Genomic DNA, 19600 nt, shown 5'->3' on the forward strand with positions numbered 1-19600 from the left:
CTAATAAATGTAATGCCAGTCAGTTTTACTGACTGGCATTTTTATTACAACATTACTGGGTTCATAGGGGGCAAATAGTAATGAGACGTCTGTTTTTCGTGATCAATATGACTAACAGGCTACTAAACTAATAGTTGGCTGCGTTATAGTTGGAATATTGAGAGTTAGTATTTAATTATATGGATAAATGTCGACTCGCACCTGGGGGGTGTCCAGTAATGCGTTTGAAGGCTCGGCTAAATGCCGCTTGGGAAGTGTAGCCTAAACGTTGAGCGACAACGTCGATGGATACTTTTTCGTGAGTTAACCATTGTTGAGCAAGGCGCATTCGTAGTGTGGTTGTGTAACGTAATGGTGGCATGCCAATGGTATCTTGAAATCGTTGGGCAAAGATCGAGCGTGAAATATGAGACTCAGCTGCTAACGATGAAACCGTCCATTGTTTACCTGGTTGGCGATGTAGTGCGAGTATTGCCGGAGCGAGTCGTGGGTCGCGTAGTGCCGAGATAAGGCCCGAAGCATTCTCACAGCCATTTTCCACCCATCCGCGTACGATCATTGATGCGCCCACTTCGGCTAATCTAGCCAGTATTCCTGCAAAGCCTATACGACCCGAGCAAATTTCTCGTTTCATGGCGTCTAATATCCCCACTAAATCCGGATATTTCTGCCCATGTGTATCTGCCACCATCACGTCAGGCATGAGTTTTCTAAGCTCATACATGCCACCGAGATCGAATTCCATACAACCGTAGAAAATGATAGCGCTTGGTATTGAATGAGTGCTTGGACATGTATCTACCCCACTAACACTATCTCCTAGTGGATCAGAGGTAAACTCGCTGATTTCTTGACCTGAGATCTGTGTGCTTGATATTAGTTGATGGTCGAGCCCTTGAGGTATGAATACTGCACTACCTGCCGACAATTCGTGAGTGCCTTCTTTTGTTCTGAGTAACGCTGTCCCCACAGCTACATAATGAAAGTAAGCGTGTCCCGGTCTTGAATTAAATGCTAAGCCAAAAGTAGGTCCAGTCTGAATGCGGCGGTATTGAACGCCGCGCAAGCGCATGCCTGTTAATAGTTCACTTATGAGTTCCGAGGATATAGCAAATTGCTTACTTTCTTTCATTTAGGGGTTTTGGTCAAAAGTTAGGGTGTATTAATCATAGATCATCCGACCCTTAGACTCTAGACTTTATACATGTTTTTTATGTCTAGGAATTTTGAAATGAATGATGAAGTAATGGAGCCAGTATCAACTGACAGGGCTGACGAAGTGCCGTCAACGCCTGCATGGATGGCAGTTTTTTCCTTAGCGATGGGAGTGTTTGGGCTGTTAACCGCTGAGTATCTTCCTGCCAGTCTACTTACGCCAATGGCCTCCGATCTGGGGGTTTCTGAAGCGTTAGCAGGTCAAGCGGTGACAGTGACCGCTGTAGTTGCTTTGTTTGCTGGTCTGTCAGTACCACGACTAACTCGCAATTTAGATAGACGAGTGGTGTTGTTAAGTTTTACCGTATTGATGATTGCTTCTAATTTATTAGTCACCTTGTCTACCAATCTAGTGTTTCTACTGGTAATGCGTATCTTATTAGGCTTTGCGCTTGGAGGATTTTGGTCTATGGCGGCGGCGGTTGCAATGCGTTTAGTGCCAAAAAAACTTGTTCCCCGGGCTCTTTCTATCATCTTCAGTGGTATTGCTGTGGGGACCGTGGTTTCTATCCCTCTTGGTAGTTACCTAGGGGGACTTTATGGTTGGCGCAGTGCTTTCTATGCCGCAGCAGCCGTGGGCGTTTTGACGTTGATCTTTCAGCTTTTCACATTGCCGAGTATGGCGCCGCGTAAAGCCGTTCAGAGTGAATCAGTGCTGGGGTTGTTACGACGTCCCGGTATCTTCATCGGAATGCTGGGGTGTGTATTAGCTCACACGGGGCAATACGCCTTATTTACCTACATTCGGCCTGCTTTAGAGAGTGTTTCTAATATTGGTGTAGATGGCTTGTCTTTGATGCTTCTAGGGTTCGGTGTTGCTAATTTCTTTGGAACATTGTTAGCTGGCGAGTTAATGCAGCGTAGTTTACGTGCTACTTTAGTCATTAAGCCTGCATTGGTCGGTATAGCGGCATTCGGAATTATCCTGCTTCCTCTTGGAAATATTGGATTGATGGTGTTAGTTGCGCTTTGGGGATTGGCATTTGGTGGTGTGCCCGTTGCATGGTCAAGCTGGGTTGCTCAGGTGCTTCCTGATCACGCAGAAACCGCGGGAGGCATGGTGGTTGCCGCCGTGCAGTCATCGATTGCATTGGGTGCTGCCGTAGGAGGGCTTATTTTTGGACTGAGTGGCATTGTAGGGGTTTTTATTGCCGGTGCTAGTATAATGTTGTTTGCCTCTCTTTTCATAAAATTACGAGTTCGAACAGATTTATAGCTTATCAGAATAAAGAAAGCGAATGTGCGGTTCTACAATGACGAAACTCCTGTCAGTTGTATGGAATTATTGCAAAGCATGGAAGAAACTTTCGTTTAGGCCAAAGCCGAACTAAAACGTCGACGAGCAGCAAAAAATCAAAGAAATCTGCGAATGGTATAGATGATGGTATCGTTAATAGTCATCTTTCTAACTAGCTGTTATGCACGTGTATTTTCCTCTCATTGATATTCGAGTGGGAGTAGGGCTTGCTAGCAATAGCGCATAAACCCTTAAGCCAATAAAAAATGCCAGTCAGTTTCTGACTGGCATTTTTGTATGTGGATACACATTTTGATCTGCCAGAAGATTTACCAAAATGGATCTTTCGCTGGCTTTTTCTTCGGCTATTCCGGTAGATGACTGTTAATCATAGTTTTTTCTAAGAGAACTTTTCTTTCTGTGCTTCAATATTTCGGCGGCTAAAGACCTCCATAACAACGCTCTTTGTGAATGTCTCAGCGTAATCGAGATGGCTCAACTACGCTATTCTATAAGCTCTCTATCGTTTGTTGATTGAGGGGAGAAATCAGCTTATCCGACCTGATGGCACATGACGATAGTCGGCGCAACTAGGTTGCCTGTGGAATCCCCGGTAGGATAATTCACTTTCGTGAGTTATTTTGTATTGAAAAATAGATGCAATTTATTCGCTTTTCAGTTCGTTGGTATACTCTACGGGTAACCAGCGATATCCGTTGTGCTCTTGAATCACATGCCCGAAACCTGGGAACGATATATGTGCAGCCGCAACGAGATCGCCTTCTTTTACCACTTGTTTCAATACTTTCTTCCGTGTTTCGACTGCTTTTTGTTGATTCACATCAAAATGAATTGCGACCGAAGGAGAGGGGAGTTGGATGGTTTTTATATGGATAATATCTCCCCACAACACCAGATTTTTCCCTTCACTAGATACTTTATAAATAACACTGCCAGGTGTATGCCCCGGTGCCGGAATCGCTTTTATGCTTGGAAATAATTCTACCGGAGCCTGAAACGTGGTTAATTTGCCTGCCTCTTTGACGGGTCCGACTGTTTTCTCTGTGTCTGCAAACGTATGGCGCTGGTCTTCTTTGACATTACTGATGTTTTTTGCGTTTAGCCAAAAATCAGCATCATGTCGATCCACGTACACGGTGGCATTAGGGAATGCCAGGTGTCCATTTCTGCTGACGCCACCGGAATGATCTGCATGAATGTGGGTCAGTAATACCGCATCTATACTCTCTGCTGGATACCCCGCGGCAGCAAGATTATTGAGTAGGTGTCCACCCAAGTCGCCAAATAAATCTCCTGCGCCGGCATCAACTAAAATCTGTTGCTTACCATCATCAATAACAAATGTATTGATTGATGTTTCTACAGGTGATTTCAGGTAGGCGGATTGCAGATCTTGGTGAATCGAATCTTTGCTCGTGTGAGTTAGGATTTTATCGAATGGTACATTGACTGTTCCATCTGAAACTGCCGTTACAAGTAACTTGCCGAGCTTAATTCGGTAATAACCCGGTGCTTGTTGTGCATCGAGATAAGTGGATGCATTAACGAAATTGGCCATTAAAATTAAAGGTATAATCCAAAATTTTTTCATTGTGTCCTCTGATGATGTTGAACTCTTAAGTTTCTGAAGTATAGTGATTGCAAACTTATTAATTAAATTGATTATCTTGATGAACCACATTGTTATTGATGATATTAGGCGTGTAGATTTAAATTTATTGGTTGTGTTATTGGCTTTGTATCAAGAGAAAAGCGTTACCAAGGCGGCAGAACGCCTGTATTTAGGGCAGCCTGCAGTAAGTGGTGCCCTGAAACGACTCCGAGAGCTTCTCGACGATCCCCTATTTGTGAGACAAGGCAGCGGAATGATTGCCACTCCCCGTACCGAAAAATTGCTTCAAGAGATGGTACCGTTGATGGCAACCCTTCATAGCCATCTGTTTGAAGTGCCGGTTTTCTCTCCTCAAACCAGTGTAAAAACCTTTCGTATTGGAATGAGTGAATGGGTTGAGCAGTGGGTCATGCCTAAGTTTTTAAAGCAGACGTATCAGGATGCGCCGGGCGTTTTCTTCAAGGTGGTTAATATTGATCCATATACGGCACGTGATGCTGTAGAAGACGGGAGTGTTGATGTGGCCATCTCATTGGATACCCTATCGACACAAGAAACAGAGAGCCAGCAGGTGGCGAGTATGGGCTATAAAACCGTTTGGTCACAAGCGCAGATGTCACTCTCAAATCCTATTACTTTGGATGAGTTTCTGAGCAGAGAACATCTTTTGGTTTCTTACCGAAATGCATCAAGCAGTCAGCTTGACCAGTATCTGGCGCGGCAGGGTAAGTCACGCCGGATTCGTTATGTTTCGCCTAATTTTTCTTCCTATCCGCTGCTTTTAAATCAGCAACCATTTTTAGCAACGGTACCGCAGGGGCTCGCTGGCATTTGGCAACAGAATTACAATTTGACGGTAAGTGATGTGCCGATGGACTACGAGGATATTAAGCTTTGTTTGTTGTGGCATAAAAGACAAACTCAGGACCCCGCGCTGAGTTGGCTTTTAGCACATTTAAAGCAAGCCATGAATGATGGGTAGGGTGAATGGTTAGGAGGACTGCTACTCAGTCAGTTTCTACTTTTTAATACAAAATACTAAGTTAATTGGGGAAATAACAAAGCGGTTTTACTTGATATTTGCGACACTAAGGCAGAGGAAAGCGTGGCAATACAGTCATTGCGGACTAATGGTATGTGCGAAGTGGTTAATCCGGCAGCTTTTTGGTTTGGATGACTTTCGGTCGGCGTTGATAATCACAGTGTTGATAGTAGCGTGTTAGGTTTCTTTGCCTACCGCGGTAATACAAGGGTCAGTGATGATGCATCGCTGTGCTAAATGAGTAGCTAGTGTAAGCGTGCAAATATGGAAAAGATTGACTAAACAGATTACCAGTCAGGCGATGATTTCATTTCCTCAGCCAGAAAATCAATAAAGCCTCTTTGAAGCGGTGTCACTTGTTTACGATTGGCATACACCACATATACTCCCAGGGGTTTCGGCTCCCATTCGGTTAGCAGCTCAACCAACTGACCACTTTCTATCAGAGGTTTAGCTGAAGCGACTGGCTGTAAACTGATTCCATGTCCTTTTGTTGTCGCTGCCAACAATACTTCAGATAAGTTCGAACTAACATTGCCTGATATTGCGACGGATTCAGGCCCGTTAGGTCCATCAAAAACCCACGCTGCTTTTCCATAGTAGGCAAAAGATAAACAGTTAAAGTAAGCCAGTGATTGGACATCGGCAGGCTTACCTCTTCTCTTGATATAGCCAGGTGCCGCACAAACAACCGAACGGCATTCTCCAATACGCTTTGCTACGACATTTGGCTCTAGGTCATTAGTAATACGAATTGCCAGATCAATTCGCGACTCAACCAAATTAACAGGGTCGTCAGTGGTAAGAATATCAATAGAAGTCTGAGGCCATTTCTCGATAAACTTACCAACTGCATCAATAAGAAAACTTGCCACAAGAGACAAGCTGGTTGTCAGCCTTAGTTGACCTTTTAACTCCGTAGAATTCTGACTACGAATATTTTCAAGAGATTCTGTCATTCCTAAAAGCTGATGAGCAACATTTAAAGTTTGTTCTCCAGCTGAGGTCAGGCTCAGGCGCCGGGTTGTTCGGTGTAAAAGCCGCGTATCCATCCAGGTTTCGAGTTCAGCAAGGTAACGAGATACTTTTGCCCGGGAAATGTCTAATTTGTCAGCCGCCCCGCTTAAACTTCCCTGCTCAACAATCGTTGAAAATACACTGAGGGCTGTAAGCCTATCCATATTCACCACCTTATTAGACCGAAAAGTGAAGCAGTAATAATCGAATTATAGGGTATTTGCGTTAATTATAAACCAATATAATCGTCTCCATTGAACAAACACGCGCATTACGTGTTTTCGTTAAACAACACAAGTAAAGGTCACCTATGAAAAAGCTAACAACAACTCTTACTGCCGGCGCACTACTTCTATCAGGTCAGGCTCTGGCGTCAGATCTAACGTTGCAACAATACAAACCAGGCGAAGACGCTATCTTCCCGGTTACATCTACATTAGTAAGCGGCCAGAAAGATGCGATTTTATTTGATGCTCAATTTAGCCTTAGCGACGGCCAGGTTCTGGTTAATATGATTAAAGAAAGCCAGAAAGAACTAACCATGATTTACATCACGGCTGGTGACCCTGATTACTACTTCGGCCTGCAACCACTATTAAAAGCATTCCCGGATGTTAAAGTCGTTTCAAGCCCTTCAATTGTTGAACACATTAAGGACACCAAAGACGCGAAACTAGAACACTGGGGACCAATCCTCGGTGACGATGTCCCGACAGAACTGTTCGTTCCTCAGCCTTCTGATCAAACAACATTCTCACTTGAAGGCCACGATATCGAAGTTAAAGAAATGGGCACATACCAGGCTTATATGTGGATTCCATCACTAAAAACTGTCTTTGGTGGTGTGTCACTAACCTCGGGCATGCATGTTTGGACTGCAGATACACAAACAGAACAAGCTCGTGGTGCCTGGGTTCAGTCATTGGAAAGCATGAAAGCACTTAATCCTGAACTGGTTATTCCTGCTCACTACTTAGGTGATGCACCTGAGAAAGATGAAGCGATTGATTTTACAATCGAGTACCTGAAAACATTCGAAGCTGCATTATCTGAAGCGGACAAACTTGAAAGTAAAAAATCAGAAAAAGTCATTTCTATTATGAAAGAGGCTTACCCAGAGCTGCCAGGTGAAAGCGACTTAGAACTTGGCAGTCAGGTAAATACTGGCGAAATGGAATGGTAATCAGCAATTAAGAGTCAGTCAAAAACTGGCTGGTTCTCTTAAAGAGGATGCATGATGAATCCCCAATTAACTCAATTGTCAGGGCTGAGATTCCAAATCGACTACCCTGACTTTTCATTTGAAAACCGATATCTGGATGAAAAGACGATTGTATGGAAATCGATCAACGGTCCATCAATGACAGGTAAGGCCGCCGGAGAAGAAGTTACCGAACAGGCAACAGTTATAAACTTAGCCGTGAATCAATTCCTTGTCAGTTGGGTAGAAGAAAGTGGTTTAGGTGTCACGCAACATCTTAACTTCAGCTCAGGTCAAATCCATTCCCTGATCCGTGATGGTAAAGACATCATCGCCGAAACAGGCAAGTTAACCACTCTGAATTGAACCAAACAACAAAAGCAGGTTGAAAATGATGCATATTCACTACCGTAAAGCCGTTCAGCGAGACTTTGAGACGATTGCCGGGATGTTCGCCGCCAATATGGATCTTAGTGTATTCACTTCAGTAAGAGACACCAACGCTCTTGAATATCTAGCAACCATATTTATTGCCGGTGACTTTATGCGCAGCACTTTTACGGAAATAGCAGAACACGACGGAAAAATATGCGGAGTTATCTTAGGCTCAACCAAGTTGACTCGTGAAAAAGCGGTAGAGTTTGAGTACAAAGGGATTGTCAAACAAGCTAAAGCGGCACTACAAACAACGGCTGCCGGTCAACAAGTACTTATAGAACTGAAGCAACAACATAAATCGTTTGGTCAGATGCCGCAGCATGATTGTGACAGTGAGCTATTGTTTTTCTGTGTCGACAACAATTATCGTCGTCACCAGATTGGGACCTCCTTAGTCAATTCATTTGAGCATTATTTATCAGACATGAATGCGAAAGGTTACTCATTGCACACGGACAATAAATGCAGCTATCAATACTACGAAAAAAATGGATATCAACGTATTGATACCTGCACTAACAGTTATGATCCTCAGGTGGAACACTACACCTATATCAAAACCCTCGTTTAGAACCTGCAACCGGATATAGATTAATCATGAACATCATCCTGATTATTTATCTGTATCTAGCTCCAAACCAAAACAGGAATTCATTATATGACAATTAAAACTCACTCATCTCAACCCGTGAGTATGTTGCTGGTTACACTGTTGGCTTTGCTAACAGCGTTAGATGCAATGGCTATTGATCTGTATTTACCCGCAATGCCAACTATTGCAGAAGCACTACAAGTATCATCAGGTGAAGTCCAGCAGACACTGGCTGTCTTTTTAGCCGGTTTGGCCATTGGACAAGGTATCTATGGGCCTTTGCTCGACAGATTCGGCCGTAAAAGCCCATTGCTGATTGGTATCGGCATTTTTGTTGCTGGTTCTGTTATTGCAGCTCTTTCACCATCGATAGAATGGCTTCTAGTTGCCCGCTTTATTCAAGCATTAGGTGCAGCAGCAGGCTTGGTCGCACCGAGAGCGATTATTGATGATCTATATGATCTGGAAGATTCGGCACGTATGCAATCCATTCTGATGCAAGTAATGATGGTTGCGCCTATCGTAGCCCCTATTCTCGGTGGGGTACTGCTTCTTCACTGGCAATGGAGTAGTATTTTCTGGGTAATGGCAATACTTGGGTTGCTTGGTTTAGTATGGGGAACTAAAACGGTACCAAACTCTCAACCGGTAGAAGAACGAGTATCACTGAGTATAAAAGCAATAATCCATGGCTATGGCGGGTTACTTCTACAGCCACGGTTTGTCCTTTATACAATCGCAAGTGGTCTAGTACTTGGATCCTTTTTCTCTTATATCAGTGGCTCTTCTTTTGTCTTCATTGAACATTTTAAATTAAGTGCAACTCAGTACAGTCAAATATTTGCCGCCAACTCTGTAGGGCTTGTTATTGGTGGTGCCATCAGTAATCAACTGATCAAGCGCGGTTTATCAACCCACAAAATTATGATGCTTGGTACACTCGGTTATACTCTGTTCGCTGGCATATTGCTGGTCGTCGTTGAGTCTTCCCTCTCTTCACTACTCAGTTATGCTGCTTTACTTAGTTTAACTATTTCGTGTTTAGGTCTTGTATTCGGCAACTTAGTCGCCTTAACCATGAACGCTTCAATATCGCCCGCAGGTGTGACGTCTGCGATGATGGGTATGGCACAATACCTTCTGTCTGCCGTTATCGGATTTATTGTTAGCCTGACGCCAACTAGCATTGTTCAGCTTCCTGCGACAATTGCAATTTGTGGAGCGATAACCATCCTACTTTGTATCATTGCACCAAATGTCAGACCACAACCTTCCAATTTAAGAACAATAGAGGGTTGAATTTAAATAAAGTTAGGTACTTACAAATCAAGTAAGGCGAGGATTAACTCGTCTTATGTCGGGTATTAGACAAACTTGGTCAAATATTGTTCTTCCCCGTTTTAGAGAAATAGTCATAAACACGGAATGGGGCAAAAGTATGTTATGGGTTTTAAAAAGAAGAGTCAGTTCCACTTAATTTGACTCGGTATGATTAAGGGCGCATTCGTATTACTTGGCCAAGGTTTTTCGGTTTTAGGAGCAGAGTGTGTCCTGGTGTTGTTTTATTGTCACGTCGACGAGCATTGCGGACTTTTTTGTCCGTCATTGGTCATAGCTCTCGCTTGACCATAAGTGATAGCAAACGGGGCATCTAGTTCTCATAAATGAATTCTAAATAGGAGTTACTATCAAAAAAGCATATTACTGATGTAAATGTCCTGTTATGATTTGCGCGTAATAGTCGGGGAGCCAGTATTGGCTGAGATCGAAATTCGAGACCCGTAGAACCTGATTCAGTTAGCACTGACGTAGGGAACTATAACGCTTTGCCACTCGCCGAATCATCTCGGCAATCTTTGCGAATCTGATCTTCGATCCTTCCAAATGATGGCCAAAGCCAGTTCCTATGCGTCGGTAATAGGAGTGGTAATGGCTAATTCTTCAATACAGCGTAATCCTCAGAAAATATCTTCATCAAAAGAACCTAATGCGTCTGTGATCTTAGGATCTTACTGCGTTGATTTAAATCACTTATCGGTCATCTCACTTAATACCATCGCGATAAAGTTAGGCGTTAACTATGTTTACTGAAGCTATGTCTACTAAATCTACGTCTCCTAGAGCAATGTCGGCTAAAACCATCGGCATTCAAATTACCAACGCTTGTTTGCAATATAAGGATAGCCAAACTCCAACGCTTTTAGGCATCAATATGCAGATCCCTGCTGGACAATGGACGGTATTATTAGGTCGAAGTGGTTGCGGAAAAACCACGATTCTTCGTTATCTAGCGGGCTTATTAGCCGACAAAGTTGAGTGGCAGGGCGACCTGACGACCACAGATAACTTACTTTTAACTGAGCATATTGCTTATATGGCTCAGCAAGACCTATTGCTGCCATGGCTCAATGTGTTGGATAACGTTTGTTTAAGTTCGCGATTTAATCATTCTCAAAGCGATGCGCAACAAGACCAGCAACGCGCGCTCACATTATTGCAGCAGGTAGGGCTGGTGGATTATTGCCATGCCAAACCGGATCAACTTTCAGGTGGAATGAGGCAACGTGTGGCGCTTGCTCGCACCTTAATGCAAGACAAGCCAGTGGTATTGATGGATGAACCTTTCTCCGCGCTAGATGCAGTGACGCGTCATAAATTACAGACTTTGTCAGCCGAGTTATTGAAAGAGAAAACCGTGGTTTTGATCACCCATGATCCACAAGAAGCCGTCCGACTAGCCAATCAGCTGTATGTACTGCAAGGAACACCAGCCAAAGCGCAATCTCTTGCGGTGCCAGAATCGCCGACTCCCCGAGTACTGGATGGTGAATGCGCCGCGTTACAACAAGCCATTTTGCAGCAATTGGAGAAAGACTATGAGTGAGATGACTCAATACCAATCGCTTTCTCGCCGAGTGACTCAAAAAGAGCGTGTGACGCATCCTGCGCTACGTCTGTTAGTCACGGTTGTGGTGATACTCGGCGTATGGCAGTTGGTTGTGGTGATGTTTGATATGCCTAGCTTTATTTTGCCTGCACCAGTCGATGTGTTGGATAAATTACTCACTCGATATGATGTATTACTTAAACACTCTTGGGTAACTGCGCAGGAAATTTTGCTAGGTCTTGCGCTTGGTTTATCGATGGGTTTGCTGTTCGCCTTACAAATGTTGATGTTTGAACCGCTCAAGCGCTGGCTATTGCCGATTCTTATTGCCAGCCAGGCGATCCCAGTATTTGCCATCGCGCCAGTGTTGATGCTTTGGCTCGGTTATGGCATTGCATCGAAAGTGGTGATGGCGGCCATCATTATATTCTTCCCGGTGACGACTTGTTGTTATGACGGACTACGTAATACCCCAACGGGTTACCTTGATCTCGCCAAAACCATGGGCGCTTCTAAGTGGCAGTTGTTACGTCATATTCAACTACCGGCAGCCTTACCAACCTTAGCTTCAGGGATTCGTGTCGCGGTAGTGATCGCGCCGATTGGAGCCGTCGTGGGGGAGTGGGTCGGATCCAGTGAAGGCTTGGGCTATCTGATGTTACAAGCTAACGCTCGGATGATTATCGATGAAATGTTTGCCGCGTTATTTATTTTGGCAATGCTATCGATCGCCCTGTATTTCATCACCGATAAATTATTGAAAGCTGCTATTCCTTGGGAGAGCAAATAATTAGCCCCTTGGGAAACCAAATGATTAGGCTCTTGGGAAAGTAAATAACGCTCCCCAATAATCGAAAGGTCAACAGTGCCTAGTAAATCGTAAACCAACAGGACAATTTAATAAGGAATGATTCGTGAAAATAAACAAATTGCTCAGTGCTGTCACTTTAGTTACCTCGCTTATTTCGACTAACGCGCTTGCCGCAGACAAAGAAATGACCTTAATGCTGGATTGGTTCGTCAATCCAAATCATGGCCCAATTGTGATTGCTAAAGAGCGGGGCTATTTCAAACAACAGGGCTTAACAGTCAATATTCAAGAGCCAGCTGATCCTAGTACTCCGGCCAAGTTGGTTGCAGCAGGCAAGGTCGATATGGCGATTTCATATCAACCTAGTCTAACCATTGACGTGGCAGCAGGTTTGCCTTTAATTCGCTCGGCAACCCTTGTCGCCACACCGCTTAATACCTTGATGGTGCTGGATAACGGAAAGAATGAAAACCTTGCTGATCTAAAAGGTAAAAAGATTGGTATTTCGATTTCCGGTAATGAAGATGCAACGGTTGGCACTATGTTAGCGCAAGAGGGGGTTCAGCTTTCTGATGTGCAAATGATCAATGTTGGTTGGGCGCTATCGTCTTCATTAGCTTCTGGCAAGGTGGATGCGATTTGGGGCGGTCTACGTAACTTTGAAACCAACCAATTAGCGCTAGAAGGTTATAAAGCGAAATCTTTCTATCCTGAAGAACATGGAGTGCCTGCCTATGATGAGTTGGTGTTTGTTGCCAATGCCCAAAGCTACGATAAAGAGATGATCCAAGCTTTCAATACCGCATTACAACAAGCTACGACTTATATCGTTAATCATCCAGAAACCTCGTGGAAAGAGTTTGTCGCCTACGCACCGGATACGCTAGATAACGAGCTTAATCATCGTGCGTGGAAAGATACTTTAACTCGATTTTCACTGCGTCCATCAGCGGTCGATCTCAAACGTTATGACGATTACGCCAAGTTTATGTTTGATAAAAAAATTATCGAGACGCTACCAAAAGCGAAAGATTACGTACCTAGCCTTTAAGCTAAGAGATTTAGTTATAAGGTTTTAACTATGGATTTGATTAATCCTATACCCAAAGTAATTGGAGTTGCAGTGAGGCGACAAGTGAATGAGACCCTGCCTATGTGATTGGGGCGAATGAACGCCGTCAACAAAGCTGCAGCTTCAAGTTCGACGGGTATATATCACCAATTTGAGAGAACCACATTATGAAATACCAAGATTTGATTAACGCTTGTCAGCAAGATTGGCAGCAATACACTGAACATGCTTTTGTTGAGCAATTAGCAAAAGGTACTCTGGCTCAACCTTGTTTTTTACATTATTTAAAGCAAGATTTTTTATTCTTAAAACAGTATGCACGAGCTTACGCACTGGCGATTTACAAAGCCCGTACTTTGGATGATATGCGCCGCGCTCTACCGACGGTACAAGGTTTACTTGATTGTGAATTGTCGCATCATGTGACGTATTGCGGCCAGTGGGGATTAACCGAAAGTGACTTGGAAAATGAGCCAGAAGATTTTGGCACCGTTGCCTACACCCGTTATGTGCTTGATGCTGGCATGACGGGCGATCTGGTCGATCTTTACGCTGCTTTAGCGCCTTGTTCGATTGGTTATGCGGTGATTGGTAAGATGCTGATGGAAGATGAAAACACCGTAATTGAAGGCAACCCTTACGCGGCATGGATAAATTTATACGGTGGCGAAGAGTTTCAGTCTGGTGTGGCAAGTGGTGCGGAACACTTTAATCAACTGTTAGCTGAAATTGATATCAATAGTCAGCGTGGTCAGAATCTCATTCAGGTTTTTAAAACAGCTACGCGTATGGAAATCGCCTTTTGGCAACAAGGTCTAAATGCTCAATAGGAAGTTGTAGAATGAATATGTTAATCGAACAAATTACTCAAGCATTAACCGCGCTACGTGAGCAAAAGCCATTGGTGGTCAATATTACTAACTATGTGGTGATGAATAATACGGCTAATGCGTTATTGGCAATTGGTGCCTCTCCCATCATGGCGCATTCAAAACAAGAAATGGCGGAGATGATGTCATTTGCTGGTGCTCTGGTGGTCAATATCGGTACGCTTGATAGTGCTTGGGCTGAGCGAATGACTTATGCAGTAGAACAAGCCAACCTTCATAACAAAGTAGTGGTGCTTGATCCTGTGGGTTGTGGTGCCTGTCAGTTACGCACCAACACTTCACGTCAAATTGCTCAGTTAGCCAATAAGTTGATCATTCGTGGCAACGCTTCTGAGATTATTGCATTAGCCGGTGAACAACCGCAAAGCAAAGGCGTAGATGCTCTAGATAGTAGTGATGCGGCATTAAGCGCAGCCAGTTTCTTGGTTAATGAGTATGGTGCGAGTGTGGTGATCTCCGGTGAAACCGACTACATAGTGACCAAGTTGCAAACCGTAAAACTCAACAATGGCCACTCAATGATGCCATGCGTAACAGGGATGGGGTGTACGCTTAGTGCTTTGACCGGAGCCTTTGCCGCTGTCGGTGATGATTCTGGTTTAGCTGCCACAGCGGTGCTTGGTGTGGTGGGAGAGATCGCGGCAGAACAAACACGTGGTCCGGGTAGCCTGCAAATGACATTGCTAGATGAGTTATATCAACTAGATGAAAACACATTGGCTCAACGTCTTAAGTTAAACATTGTTGAATAATTGAGGAAACAAAAATGAACGCTTATCGCTTGTATTTAGTCACCGATGACAAGCAAGATTTAGATACACTGAAACATGTGGTTAGTGAAGCAGTATTAGGTGGCGTTACTATGGTGCAAGTACGCGAAAAGCATGGTGATGTGCGTGCCTTTATTGAACGGGCACAAGCAGTCAAAGATATTTTAGCAGGCAGTGGCGTTCCTTTAATTATCAATGACCGAGTGGATGTTGCGCTGGCGATTGATGCCGATGGCGTTCACCTCGGTCAGTCGGATATGCCTGCTGACATCGCTCGTCGGTTAATTGGCCCAGATAAGATCCTTGGCTTGTCGATTGAAAACGAACAACAACTTGCACAAGCCGATACGTTGCCAATTGACTACATTGGTTTAAGCGCCATTTTTACCACCCCCACCAAAACCAATACGAAAAATCATTGGGGCATTGAAGGTTTGCAAAAGGCGTTGAATACCACCTCGTTACCGATTGTCGGGATTGGCGGCATTAACCCAAGCAATATTCCTGCATTAATGGCAACGGGCGTGCATGGTTTGGCTTTGGTTTCAGCGATTTGTCATGCACAAGATCCACAAGCGGCGACCAAATACTTGTTAGGCTTAATGAGCTAACTGTCATTGAATAGACGTGCAGGTAATACTCTGTTACGTCTATTCACTTTGTTATACTAAGAATCCACTTATTATGATGTGAGTTAATAAAACTATACCTAAGTAACTCGCATCTTGAAGTTACTTGGGTATATATTAAGGGATAAATTCTTGGAACAAACATCTACCTTTTCGCACTTTCAGCGAGCTTTCAAACGCATCGATCAAAGCAAAAAATTCCAATGGTTTGTGATTGCAGTGATCATCATTTCAGCGTTGACCGTAGGGGCTCACACCTACTCTTTACCATCAACGATTGAGTCGGCACTCAACATCATGGATATCGCGATCACGGTATTCTTTTTAGTTGAATTAGTGATCCGCTATCTTGCTAGTGATGGCATTCGCTCTTTCTTTAAAAAGGGTTGGAATGTGTTTGATACCATTATTGTTATCGGTAGCTTATACCCAGCGGCTGGCTCGACCATCCTTATTGCTAGGCTACTACGTATCTTCCGTGTGTTGCGTCTGGTTTCTATGGTGCCGGAGTTACGGGTACTGGTAAATGCATTGATAAAAGCGATTCCTCAAATGGGGTATATCGGATTATTGATGTTTGTGATCTTCTACATTTACGCCGCAATCGGCAGCATGTTGTTCGCTCACATTAACCCAACCTTGTGGGGTGATGTATCGATCTCAATGCTAACCTTGTTCCGAGTGGCGACCTTTGAGGATTGGACCGATGTGATGTATGAAACCATGGAAGTCTATTCATTGAGTTGGATTTACTACCTAACTTTCATCTTCCTTACCGCGTTCATTTTCTTAAATATGATGGTCGGTACTATTTTGGAAGTGATGTCAGAAGAACATAAGCAACTACGCGAAGAGCAAAATCCTGATGCCGATACCATGGCGACTTCACAAGAAATGCAAGCGCTGCATCAAAAACTCGATCAACTGCAAGCGACGCTTACCGAGATGAATAAGCCGAAATAAATAAAAAAGTCCTAGTTAATTTAAATGCTTATCTAGATAATCGAGCAGTAAACGAACTTTAGTCGATAAATGATGGTTGTGAGGGTAGACCGCCCACACACCATCATTTTTTGTTTGTAGGTGGGACAATATTGCGACTAATTGGCCTGACTCTAGATAACTTTCTACGTAGTAGTCGGGAAGCTGAACAATGCCAATCCCTTTGAGCGCTGCATCAAGTAATGCATAACCATTGTTGCACTTTAATGAGCCATTTACGGTTAACTTCTTATTATGAAAGCGCCAATAGTCTAGGGTTCCCACTAGGCAATTATGATGCTTGAGATCGTTAAGTGATTCTGGATGACCATGTTGGCGTAAGTATTTGGGGGAAGCGCAGAGATATTGCTGCCTTGGACGTAATTTTTTCGCCATCATACTCGAATCATCCAACGCGCCTAAGCGGATCGCTAAATCGACTTTTTCTTCGGTAAGATCGACTAACTGATTGGTTAGCCAAAGCTCGATATTCAAGTCTGGATATAACAAACAGAAGTCGTTAATTAACGGCGCAATATGACTTTCACCGTAGGCGATTGGCACCGAAACTTTAAGTTGACCTTGCAGACTATGATTGAGGTTAGTGACGGACAGTTCGGCTTCTTTTAATTGCTCTAAAATAGCCTGACATTGTTCAAAGTAATTCTGACCAATGTCGGTGAGCTTAACTTGACGAGTCGTGCGATAAAACAATTTTACCGATAGGCGTTTTTCTAACTGATTCACCTGACGGCTGATTTGCGCGGTCGATACCGATAGGTGTTTGGCGGCCAAAGTAAAGCTGCCGGTTTCAGCGACTGCCACAAATTCCGATATTCCTTGCCACTGCATCTTTATCACCTATATGTATCAATCGATACTATATCCTATCTATTATTACTTGTTAGTAAAAGTGTTTTGCAAATAAGATCCTTATCATTTAGGTGAGCTTGACTATACTGAAAGCAATTAAAAAACATCTAAATAAGGAATTGAAATGACAGCACAAGTAATTAAGTCACGCGCAGCCGTAGCGTGGAAAGCCGGTGAGCCTTTAAAGATGGAAACCGTTGATGTAATGCCTCCGCAAGCAGGTGAAGTGCGCGTGAAAATTATTGCCACTGGTGTTTGTCATACCGATTCATTTACCTTATCGGGTGATGATCCAGAAGGTGTATTTCCAGCCATTTTAGGCCATGAAGGTGGCGGCATTGTTGAGTCTGTTGGTGAAGGGGTTACTTCGGTTCAAGTAGGCGATCATGTTATCCCGTTATACACCGCAGAATGTGGCGAATGTAAATTCTGTACTTCAGGCAAAACCAACTTGTGTTCTTCAGTTCGTGAAACGCAAGGAAAAGGTTTAATGCCTGATGGTACCACTCGTTTTTCTATTAATGGTGAGCCGATTTATCATTACATGGGCACTTCAACGTTCTCTGAATACACGGTTCTACCGGAAGTGTCGTTAGCGAAAATTAATCCAGAAGCGGATTTAAAAGAAGTCTGCCTACTTGGCTGTGGCGTAACGACAGGCATGGGCGCCGTAACCAATACCGCAAAAGTTCAGCCGGGTGATACAGTGGCTATCTTTGGTCTTGGTGGCATTGGTCTATCTGCGATCATTGGATCGACCATGGCAAAAGCGGGCCGAATCATTGCCATTGATATCAATGAATCAAAATTCGATCTGGCTAAAAAACTCGGCGCAACTGACGTGGTGAATCCAAAAGATTTCGATAAGCCAATTCAAGAAGTGATCGTTGAAATGACCGATGGCGGCGTTGACTACTCATTTGAGTGTGTCGGCAATGTACACCTAATGCGTTCAGCGCTTGAGTGTTGTCACAAAGGTTGGGGTGAGTCGATCATCATTGGTGTTGCCGGTGCCGGGCAAGAAATCTCAACTCGTCCGTTCCAACTCGTTACTGGACGCGTATGGAAAGGTTCTGCATTTGGCGGCGTAAAAGGTCGTTCACAACTACCCGATTACGTAGAACGTTATATGAAAGGTGAGTTTAAGTTGAATGACTTTATTACTCATACTATGGGCTTAGAAGATATTAATGAGGCATTTGATTTGATGCATGAGGGTAAAAGTATCCGCAGTGTTATTCATTACTAATCTTCTTCGTACTTGAACTTACAGCGTTGTTGACTGCGTGCACTCACCCCAATCACATAGACGAGCTATGCTCATGGGGCTTCGCTTACTTGTCGCCTAGCTGTAAGCTCAATTACTTTGAAGATTGAATTGTAGCTAGGAAGCTCTTTATCGAGACACGAGACACGAGACACGTAAAAATAACAGATGGATATTTATGAAACAGTTGAATTCAAATCAGTGTTTTGGTGGGCAGCAACAGCAATTTGAGCATGAGTCACAAGTGCTTAATTGCAAGATGCGCTTTTCGATTTTTTTGCCACCGCAAGCGTTAGAGTCGAATAAAGTACCGGTGGTGTATTGGTTATCAGGTTTAACTTGTACAGATGAGAATTTTGTCCAGAAAGCCGGTGCGCAACGTATGGCGGCGGAGTTAGGTATTGCGATTGTTGCGCCAGATACTAGCCCTCGTGGTGATGATGTGGCGGATGATGAAGCTTATGATCTTGGCAAAGGGGCAGGGTTTTATCTCAATGCAACTCAAGAGCCTTGGGCTAAGCATTATCAAATGTATGACTACATTGCTTATGAACTGCCAGCTTTGATTGAAGCGCATTTTCCCGTTACCGATAAGCGTGCGATTTCTGGTCACTCGATGGGCGGCCATGGCGCATTAACGATTGGTTTGCGTAATGCTCCAAGGTTCAAATCGATTTCAGCATTCAGCCCAATTGTTAGCCCACTGCATTGTCCGTGGGGGCACAAAGCACTCACCGCTTATTTAGGTGACGATCAAGCATTGTGGGTCAAATACGATGCGGTGGAGTTGATGAAAAAAATCAAAGGTAATGAAGCTTATTTACCTCCGATTAAAGTAGAGCAAGGTTTAGCGGATAATTTCTTAGAAGAGCAATTGAAACCGCAACTTTTAGAAAATGCGGCGAACGATGTGAACTACCCATTCGAGATTAATCTTCGCGATGGCTATGATCATAGTTACTTTTTTATCGCTAGTTTCATTGATGAACACCTGAAGTTTCATGCTCAGTATTTGAAGTAAATTTAGCGCATTAAAAAGGGCAGA

General features: G+C 43.7%; 19 protein-coding genes, 1 pseudogene and 1 riboswitch. Of the genes and pseudogenes, 16 read left to right on the forward strand and 4 right to left on the reverse strand.

From position 1 onward, the window contains the following. Nucleotides 1-175: 175 nt before the first annotated feature. On the reverse strand, nucleotides 176-1132 hold the full coding sequence (locus K358_RS0110640) for an AraC family transcriptional regulator (protein ID WP_027696801.1): 957 nt from the start codon (nucleotides 1130-1132) through the stop codon (nucleotides 176-178). A 99-nt stretch (nucleotides 1133-1231) separates the two neighbouring features. On the opposite strand from K358_RS0110640, the gene K358_RS0110645 reads away from it, so the two are divergent. Further along, a complete protein-coding gene (locus tag K358_RS0110645) occupies nucleotides 1232-2431 on the forward strand; it encodes an MFS transporter (RefSeq protein ID WP_027696802.1) in 1200 nt (399 codons plus the stop codon). Nucleotides 2432-3116: 685 nt separating this feature from the next. On the opposite strand, the gene K358_RS0110650 is transcribed toward K358_RS0110645, so the two are convergent. Next, nucleotides 3117-4064, reverse strand: a complete 948-nt coding sequence (locus tag K358_RS0110650; RefSeq protein ID WP_027696803.1) for an MBL fold metallo-hydrolase — start codon at nucleotides 4062-4064, stop codon at nucleotides 3117-3119. A gap of 43 nt (nucleotides 4065-4107) precedes the next feature. Between K358_RS0110650 and K358_RS0110655 the strand changes: the two genes are divergently transcribed. After that, the gene (locus K358_RS0110655; RefSeq protein WP_156888719.1) at nucleotides 4108-5067 is read left to right on the forward strand and encodes a LysR family transcriptional regulator; all 960 of its coding nucleotides are present in this window, start codon (nucleotides 4108-4110) and stop codon (nucleotides 5065-5067) included. A gap of 347 nt (nucleotides 5068-5414) precedes the next feature. Here the strand turns inward: K358_RS0110655 and K358_RS0110660 are convergent, their stop codons facing one another. Further along, on the reverse strand, nucleotides 5415-6308 hold the full coding sequence (locus tag K358_RS0110660; RefSeq protein WP_027696805.1) for a LysR family transcriptional regulator: 894 nt from the start codon (nucleotides 6306-6308) through the stop codon (nucleotides 5415-5417). Between the two features lie 146 nt (nucleotides 6309-6454). Between K358_RS0110660 and K358_RS0110665 the strand changes: the two genes are divergently transcribed. The 12 genes and pseudogenes from K358_RS0110665 (at nucleotide 6455) to K358_RS0110720 (ending at nucleotide 16397) form a co-directional block, all read left to right on the forward strand. Further along, on the forward strand, nucleotides 6455-7327 hold the full coding sequence (locus tag K358_RS0110665; protein ID WP_027696806.1) for an MBL fold metallo-hydrolase: 873 nt from the start codon (nucleotides 6455-6457) through the stop codon (nucleotides 7325-7327). A 51-nt stretch (nucleotides 7328-7378) separates the two neighbouring features. Then, complete coding sequence (locus K358_RS0110670) at nucleotides 7379-7711, forward strand: MoaF-related domain-containing protein (RefSeq protein ID WP_027696807.1); 333 nt, start codon at nucleotides 7379-7381, stop codon at nucleotides 7709-7711. A gap of 25 nt (nucleotides 7712-7736) precedes the next feature. After that, nucleotides 7737-8354 (forward strand): GNAT family N-acetyltransferase, encoded by a 618-nt coding sequence (locus tag K358_RS0110675; RefSeq protein ID WP_038150104.1) that lies wholly within the window; start codon nucleotides 7737-7739, stop codon nucleotides 8352-8354. A gap of 87 nt (nucleotides 8355-8441) precedes the next feature. Beyond that, nucleotides 8442-9674, forward strand: a complete 1233-nt coding sequence (locus tag K358_RS0110680) for a multidrug effflux MFS transporter (protein ID WP_027696809.1) — start codon at nucleotides 8442-8444, stop codon at nucleotides 9672-9674. Nucleotides 9675-10107: 433 nt separating this feature from the next. Further along, nucleotides 10108-10207: riboswitch (TPP riboswitch) on the forward strand. A 97-nt stretch (nucleotides 10208-10304) separates the two neighbouring features. After that, nucleotides 10305-10466 (forward strand): hypothetical protein, encoded by a 162-nt coding sequence (locus K358_RS19260; protein ID WP_156888720.1) that lies wholly within the window; start codon nucleotides 10305-10307, stop codon nucleotides 10464-10466. 34 nt (nucleotides 10467-10500) lie between these two features. Next, nucleotides 10501-11259 (forward strand): ABC transporter ATP-binding protein, encoded by a 759-nt coding sequence (locus K358_RS0110690; RefSeq protein ID WP_027696810.1) that lies wholly within the window; start codon nucleotides 10501-10503, stop codon nucleotides 11257-11259. 58 nt (nucleotides 11260-11317) lie between these two features. Continuing rightward, nucleotides 11318-12052, forward strand: a pseudogene (locus K358_RS0110695) (ABC transporter permease); the annotation flags it as partial. Nucleotides 12053-12176: 124 nt separating this feature from the next. Beyond that, a complete protein-coding gene (locus K358_RS0110700) occupies nucleotides 12177-13124 on the forward strand; it encodes an ABC transporter substrate-binding protein (RefSeq protein WP_027696812.1) in 948 nt (315 codons plus the stop codon). Nucleotides 13125-13312: 188 nt separating this feature from the next. After that, nucleotides 13313-13975 carry a thiaminase II gene (gene tenA, locus K358_RS0110705; protein ID WP_027696813.1) on the forward strand — a complete coding sequence of 221 codons (663 nt, stop codon included), beginning with the start codon at nucleotides 13313-13315 and terminating at the stop codon, nucleotides 13973-13975. A 17-nt stretch (nucleotides 13976-13992) separates the two neighbouring features. Further along, on the forward strand, nucleotides 13993-14787 hold the full coding sequence (gene thiM, locus K358_RS0110710; RefSeq protein ID WP_027696814.1) for a hydroxyethylthiazole kinase: 795 nt from the start codon (nucleotides 13993-13995) through the stop codon (nucleotides 14785-14787). 14 nt (nucleotides 14788-14801) lie between these two features. After that, on the forward strand, nucleotides 14802-15416 hold the full coding sequence (gene thiE / locus K358_RS0110715) for a thiamine phosphate synthase (RefSeq protein WP_027696815.1): 615 nt from the start codon (nucleotides 14802-14804) through the stop codon (nucleotides 15414-15416). A gap of 150 nt (nucleotides 15417-15566) precedes the next feature. Then, nucleotides 15567-16397 (forward strand): ion transporter, encoded by an 831-nt coding sequence (locus tag K358_RS0110720; RefSeq protein WP_051241282.1) that lies wholly within the window; start codon nucleotides 15567-15569, stop codon nucleotides 16395-16397. Between the two features lie 15 nt (nucleotides 16398-16412). On the opposite strand, the gene K358_RS0110725 is transcribed toward K358_RS0110720, so the two are convergent. Next, complete coding sequence (locus K358_RS0110725; RefSeq protein ID WP_027696817.1) at nucleotides 16413-17267, reverse strand: LysR substrate-binding domain-containing protein; 855 nt, start codon at nucleotides 17265-17267, stop codon at nucleotides 16413-16415. Between the two features lie 145 nt (nucleotides 17268-17412). Between K358_RS0110725 and K358_RS0110730 the strand changes: the two genes are divergently transcribed. Beyond that, entirely contained in the window at nucleotides 17413-18537 is a 1125-nt protein-coding gene (locus tag K358_RS0110730) for an S-(hydroxymethyl)glutathione dehydrogenase/class III alcohol dehydrogenase (RefSeq protein ID WP_027696818.1), read from the forward strand. A gap of 190 nt (nucleotides 18538-18727) precedes the next feature. Then, nucleotides 18728-19576, forward strand: a complete 849-nt coding sequence (fghA, locus tag K358_RS0110735) for an S-formylglutathione hydrolase (RefSeq protein ID WP_027696819.1) — start codon at nucleotides 18728-18730, stop codon at nucleotides 19574-19576. Nucleotides 19577-19600 lie beyond the last annotated feature (24 nt).

The sequence above is a fragment of the Vibrio litoralis DSM 17657 genome (assembly GCF_000426765.1).
Lineage (GTDB): Bacteria > Pseudomonadota > Gammaproteobacteria > Enterobacterales > Vibrionaceae > Vibrio > Vibrio litoralis.

What these genes read in the sequence shown, in the direction of transcription:
- K358_RS0110725 (WP_027696817.1), bottom strand. Translation starts at nt 17,267, where the DNA reads ATGCAGTGGCAAGGAATATCGGAATTTGTGGCAGTCGCTGAAACCGGC.
- K358_RS0110660 (WP_027696805.1), bottom strand. Translation starts at nt 6,308, where the DNA reads ATGGATAGGCTTACAGCCCTCAGTGTATTTTCAACGATTGTTGAGCAG.
- K358_RS0110640 (WP_027696801.1), bottom strand. Translation starts at nt 1,132, where the DNA reads ATGAAAGAAAGTAAGCAATTTGCTATATCCTCGGAACTCATAAGTGAA.
- K358_RS0110675 (WP_038150104.1), top strand. Translation starts at nt 7,737, where the DNA reads ATGATGCATATTCACTACCGTAAAGCCGTTCAGCGAGACTTTGAGACG.
- K358_RS0110670 (WP_027696807.1), top strand. Translation starts at nt 7,379, where the DNA reads ATGATGAATCCCCAATTAACTCAATTGTCAGGGCTGAGATTCCAAATC.
- K358_RS0110680 (WP_027696809.1), top strand. Translation starts at nt 8,442, where the DNA reads ATGACAATTAAAACTCACTCATCTCAACCCGTGAGTATGTTGCTGGTT.
- K358_RS0110645 (WP_027696802.1), top strand. Translation starts at nt 1,232, where the DNA reads ATGAATGATGAAGTAATGGAGCCAGTATCAACTGACAGGGCTGACGAA.
- K358_RS0110665 (WP_027696806.1), top strand. Translation starts at nt 6,455, where the DNA reads ATGAAAAAGCTAACAACAACTCTTACTGCCGGCGCACTACTTCTATCA.
- K358_RS0110650 (WP_027696803.1), bottom strand. Translation starts at nt 4,064, where the DNA reads ATGAAAAAATTTTGGATTATACCTTTAATTTTAATGGCCAATTTCGTT.
- K358_RS0110690 (WP_027696810.1), top strand. Translation starts at nt 10,501, where the DNA reads ATGTCGGCTAAAACCATCGGCATTCAAATTACCAACGCTTGTTTGCAA.
- thiM (WP_027696814.1), top strand. Translation starts at nt 13,993, where the DNA reads ATGTTAATCGAACAAATTACTCAAGCATTAACCGCGCTACGTGAGCAA.
- tenA (WP_027696813.1), top strand. Translation starts at nt 13,313, where the DNA reads ATGAAATACCAAGATTTGATTAACGCTTGTCAGCAAGATTGGCAGCAA.
- thiE (WP_027696815.1), top strand. Translation starts at nt 14,802, where the DNA reads ATGAACGCTTATCGCTTGTATTTAGTCACCGATGACAAGCAAGATTTA.
- K358_RS19260 (WP_156888720.1), top strand. Translation starts at nt 10,305, where the DNA reads ATGGCTAATTCTTCAATACAGCGTAATCCTCAGAAAATATCTTCATCA.
- K358_RS0110730 (WP_027696818.1), top strand. Translation starts at nt 17,413, where the DNA reads ATGACAGCACAAGTAATTAAGTCACGCGCAGCCGTAGCGTGGAAAGCC.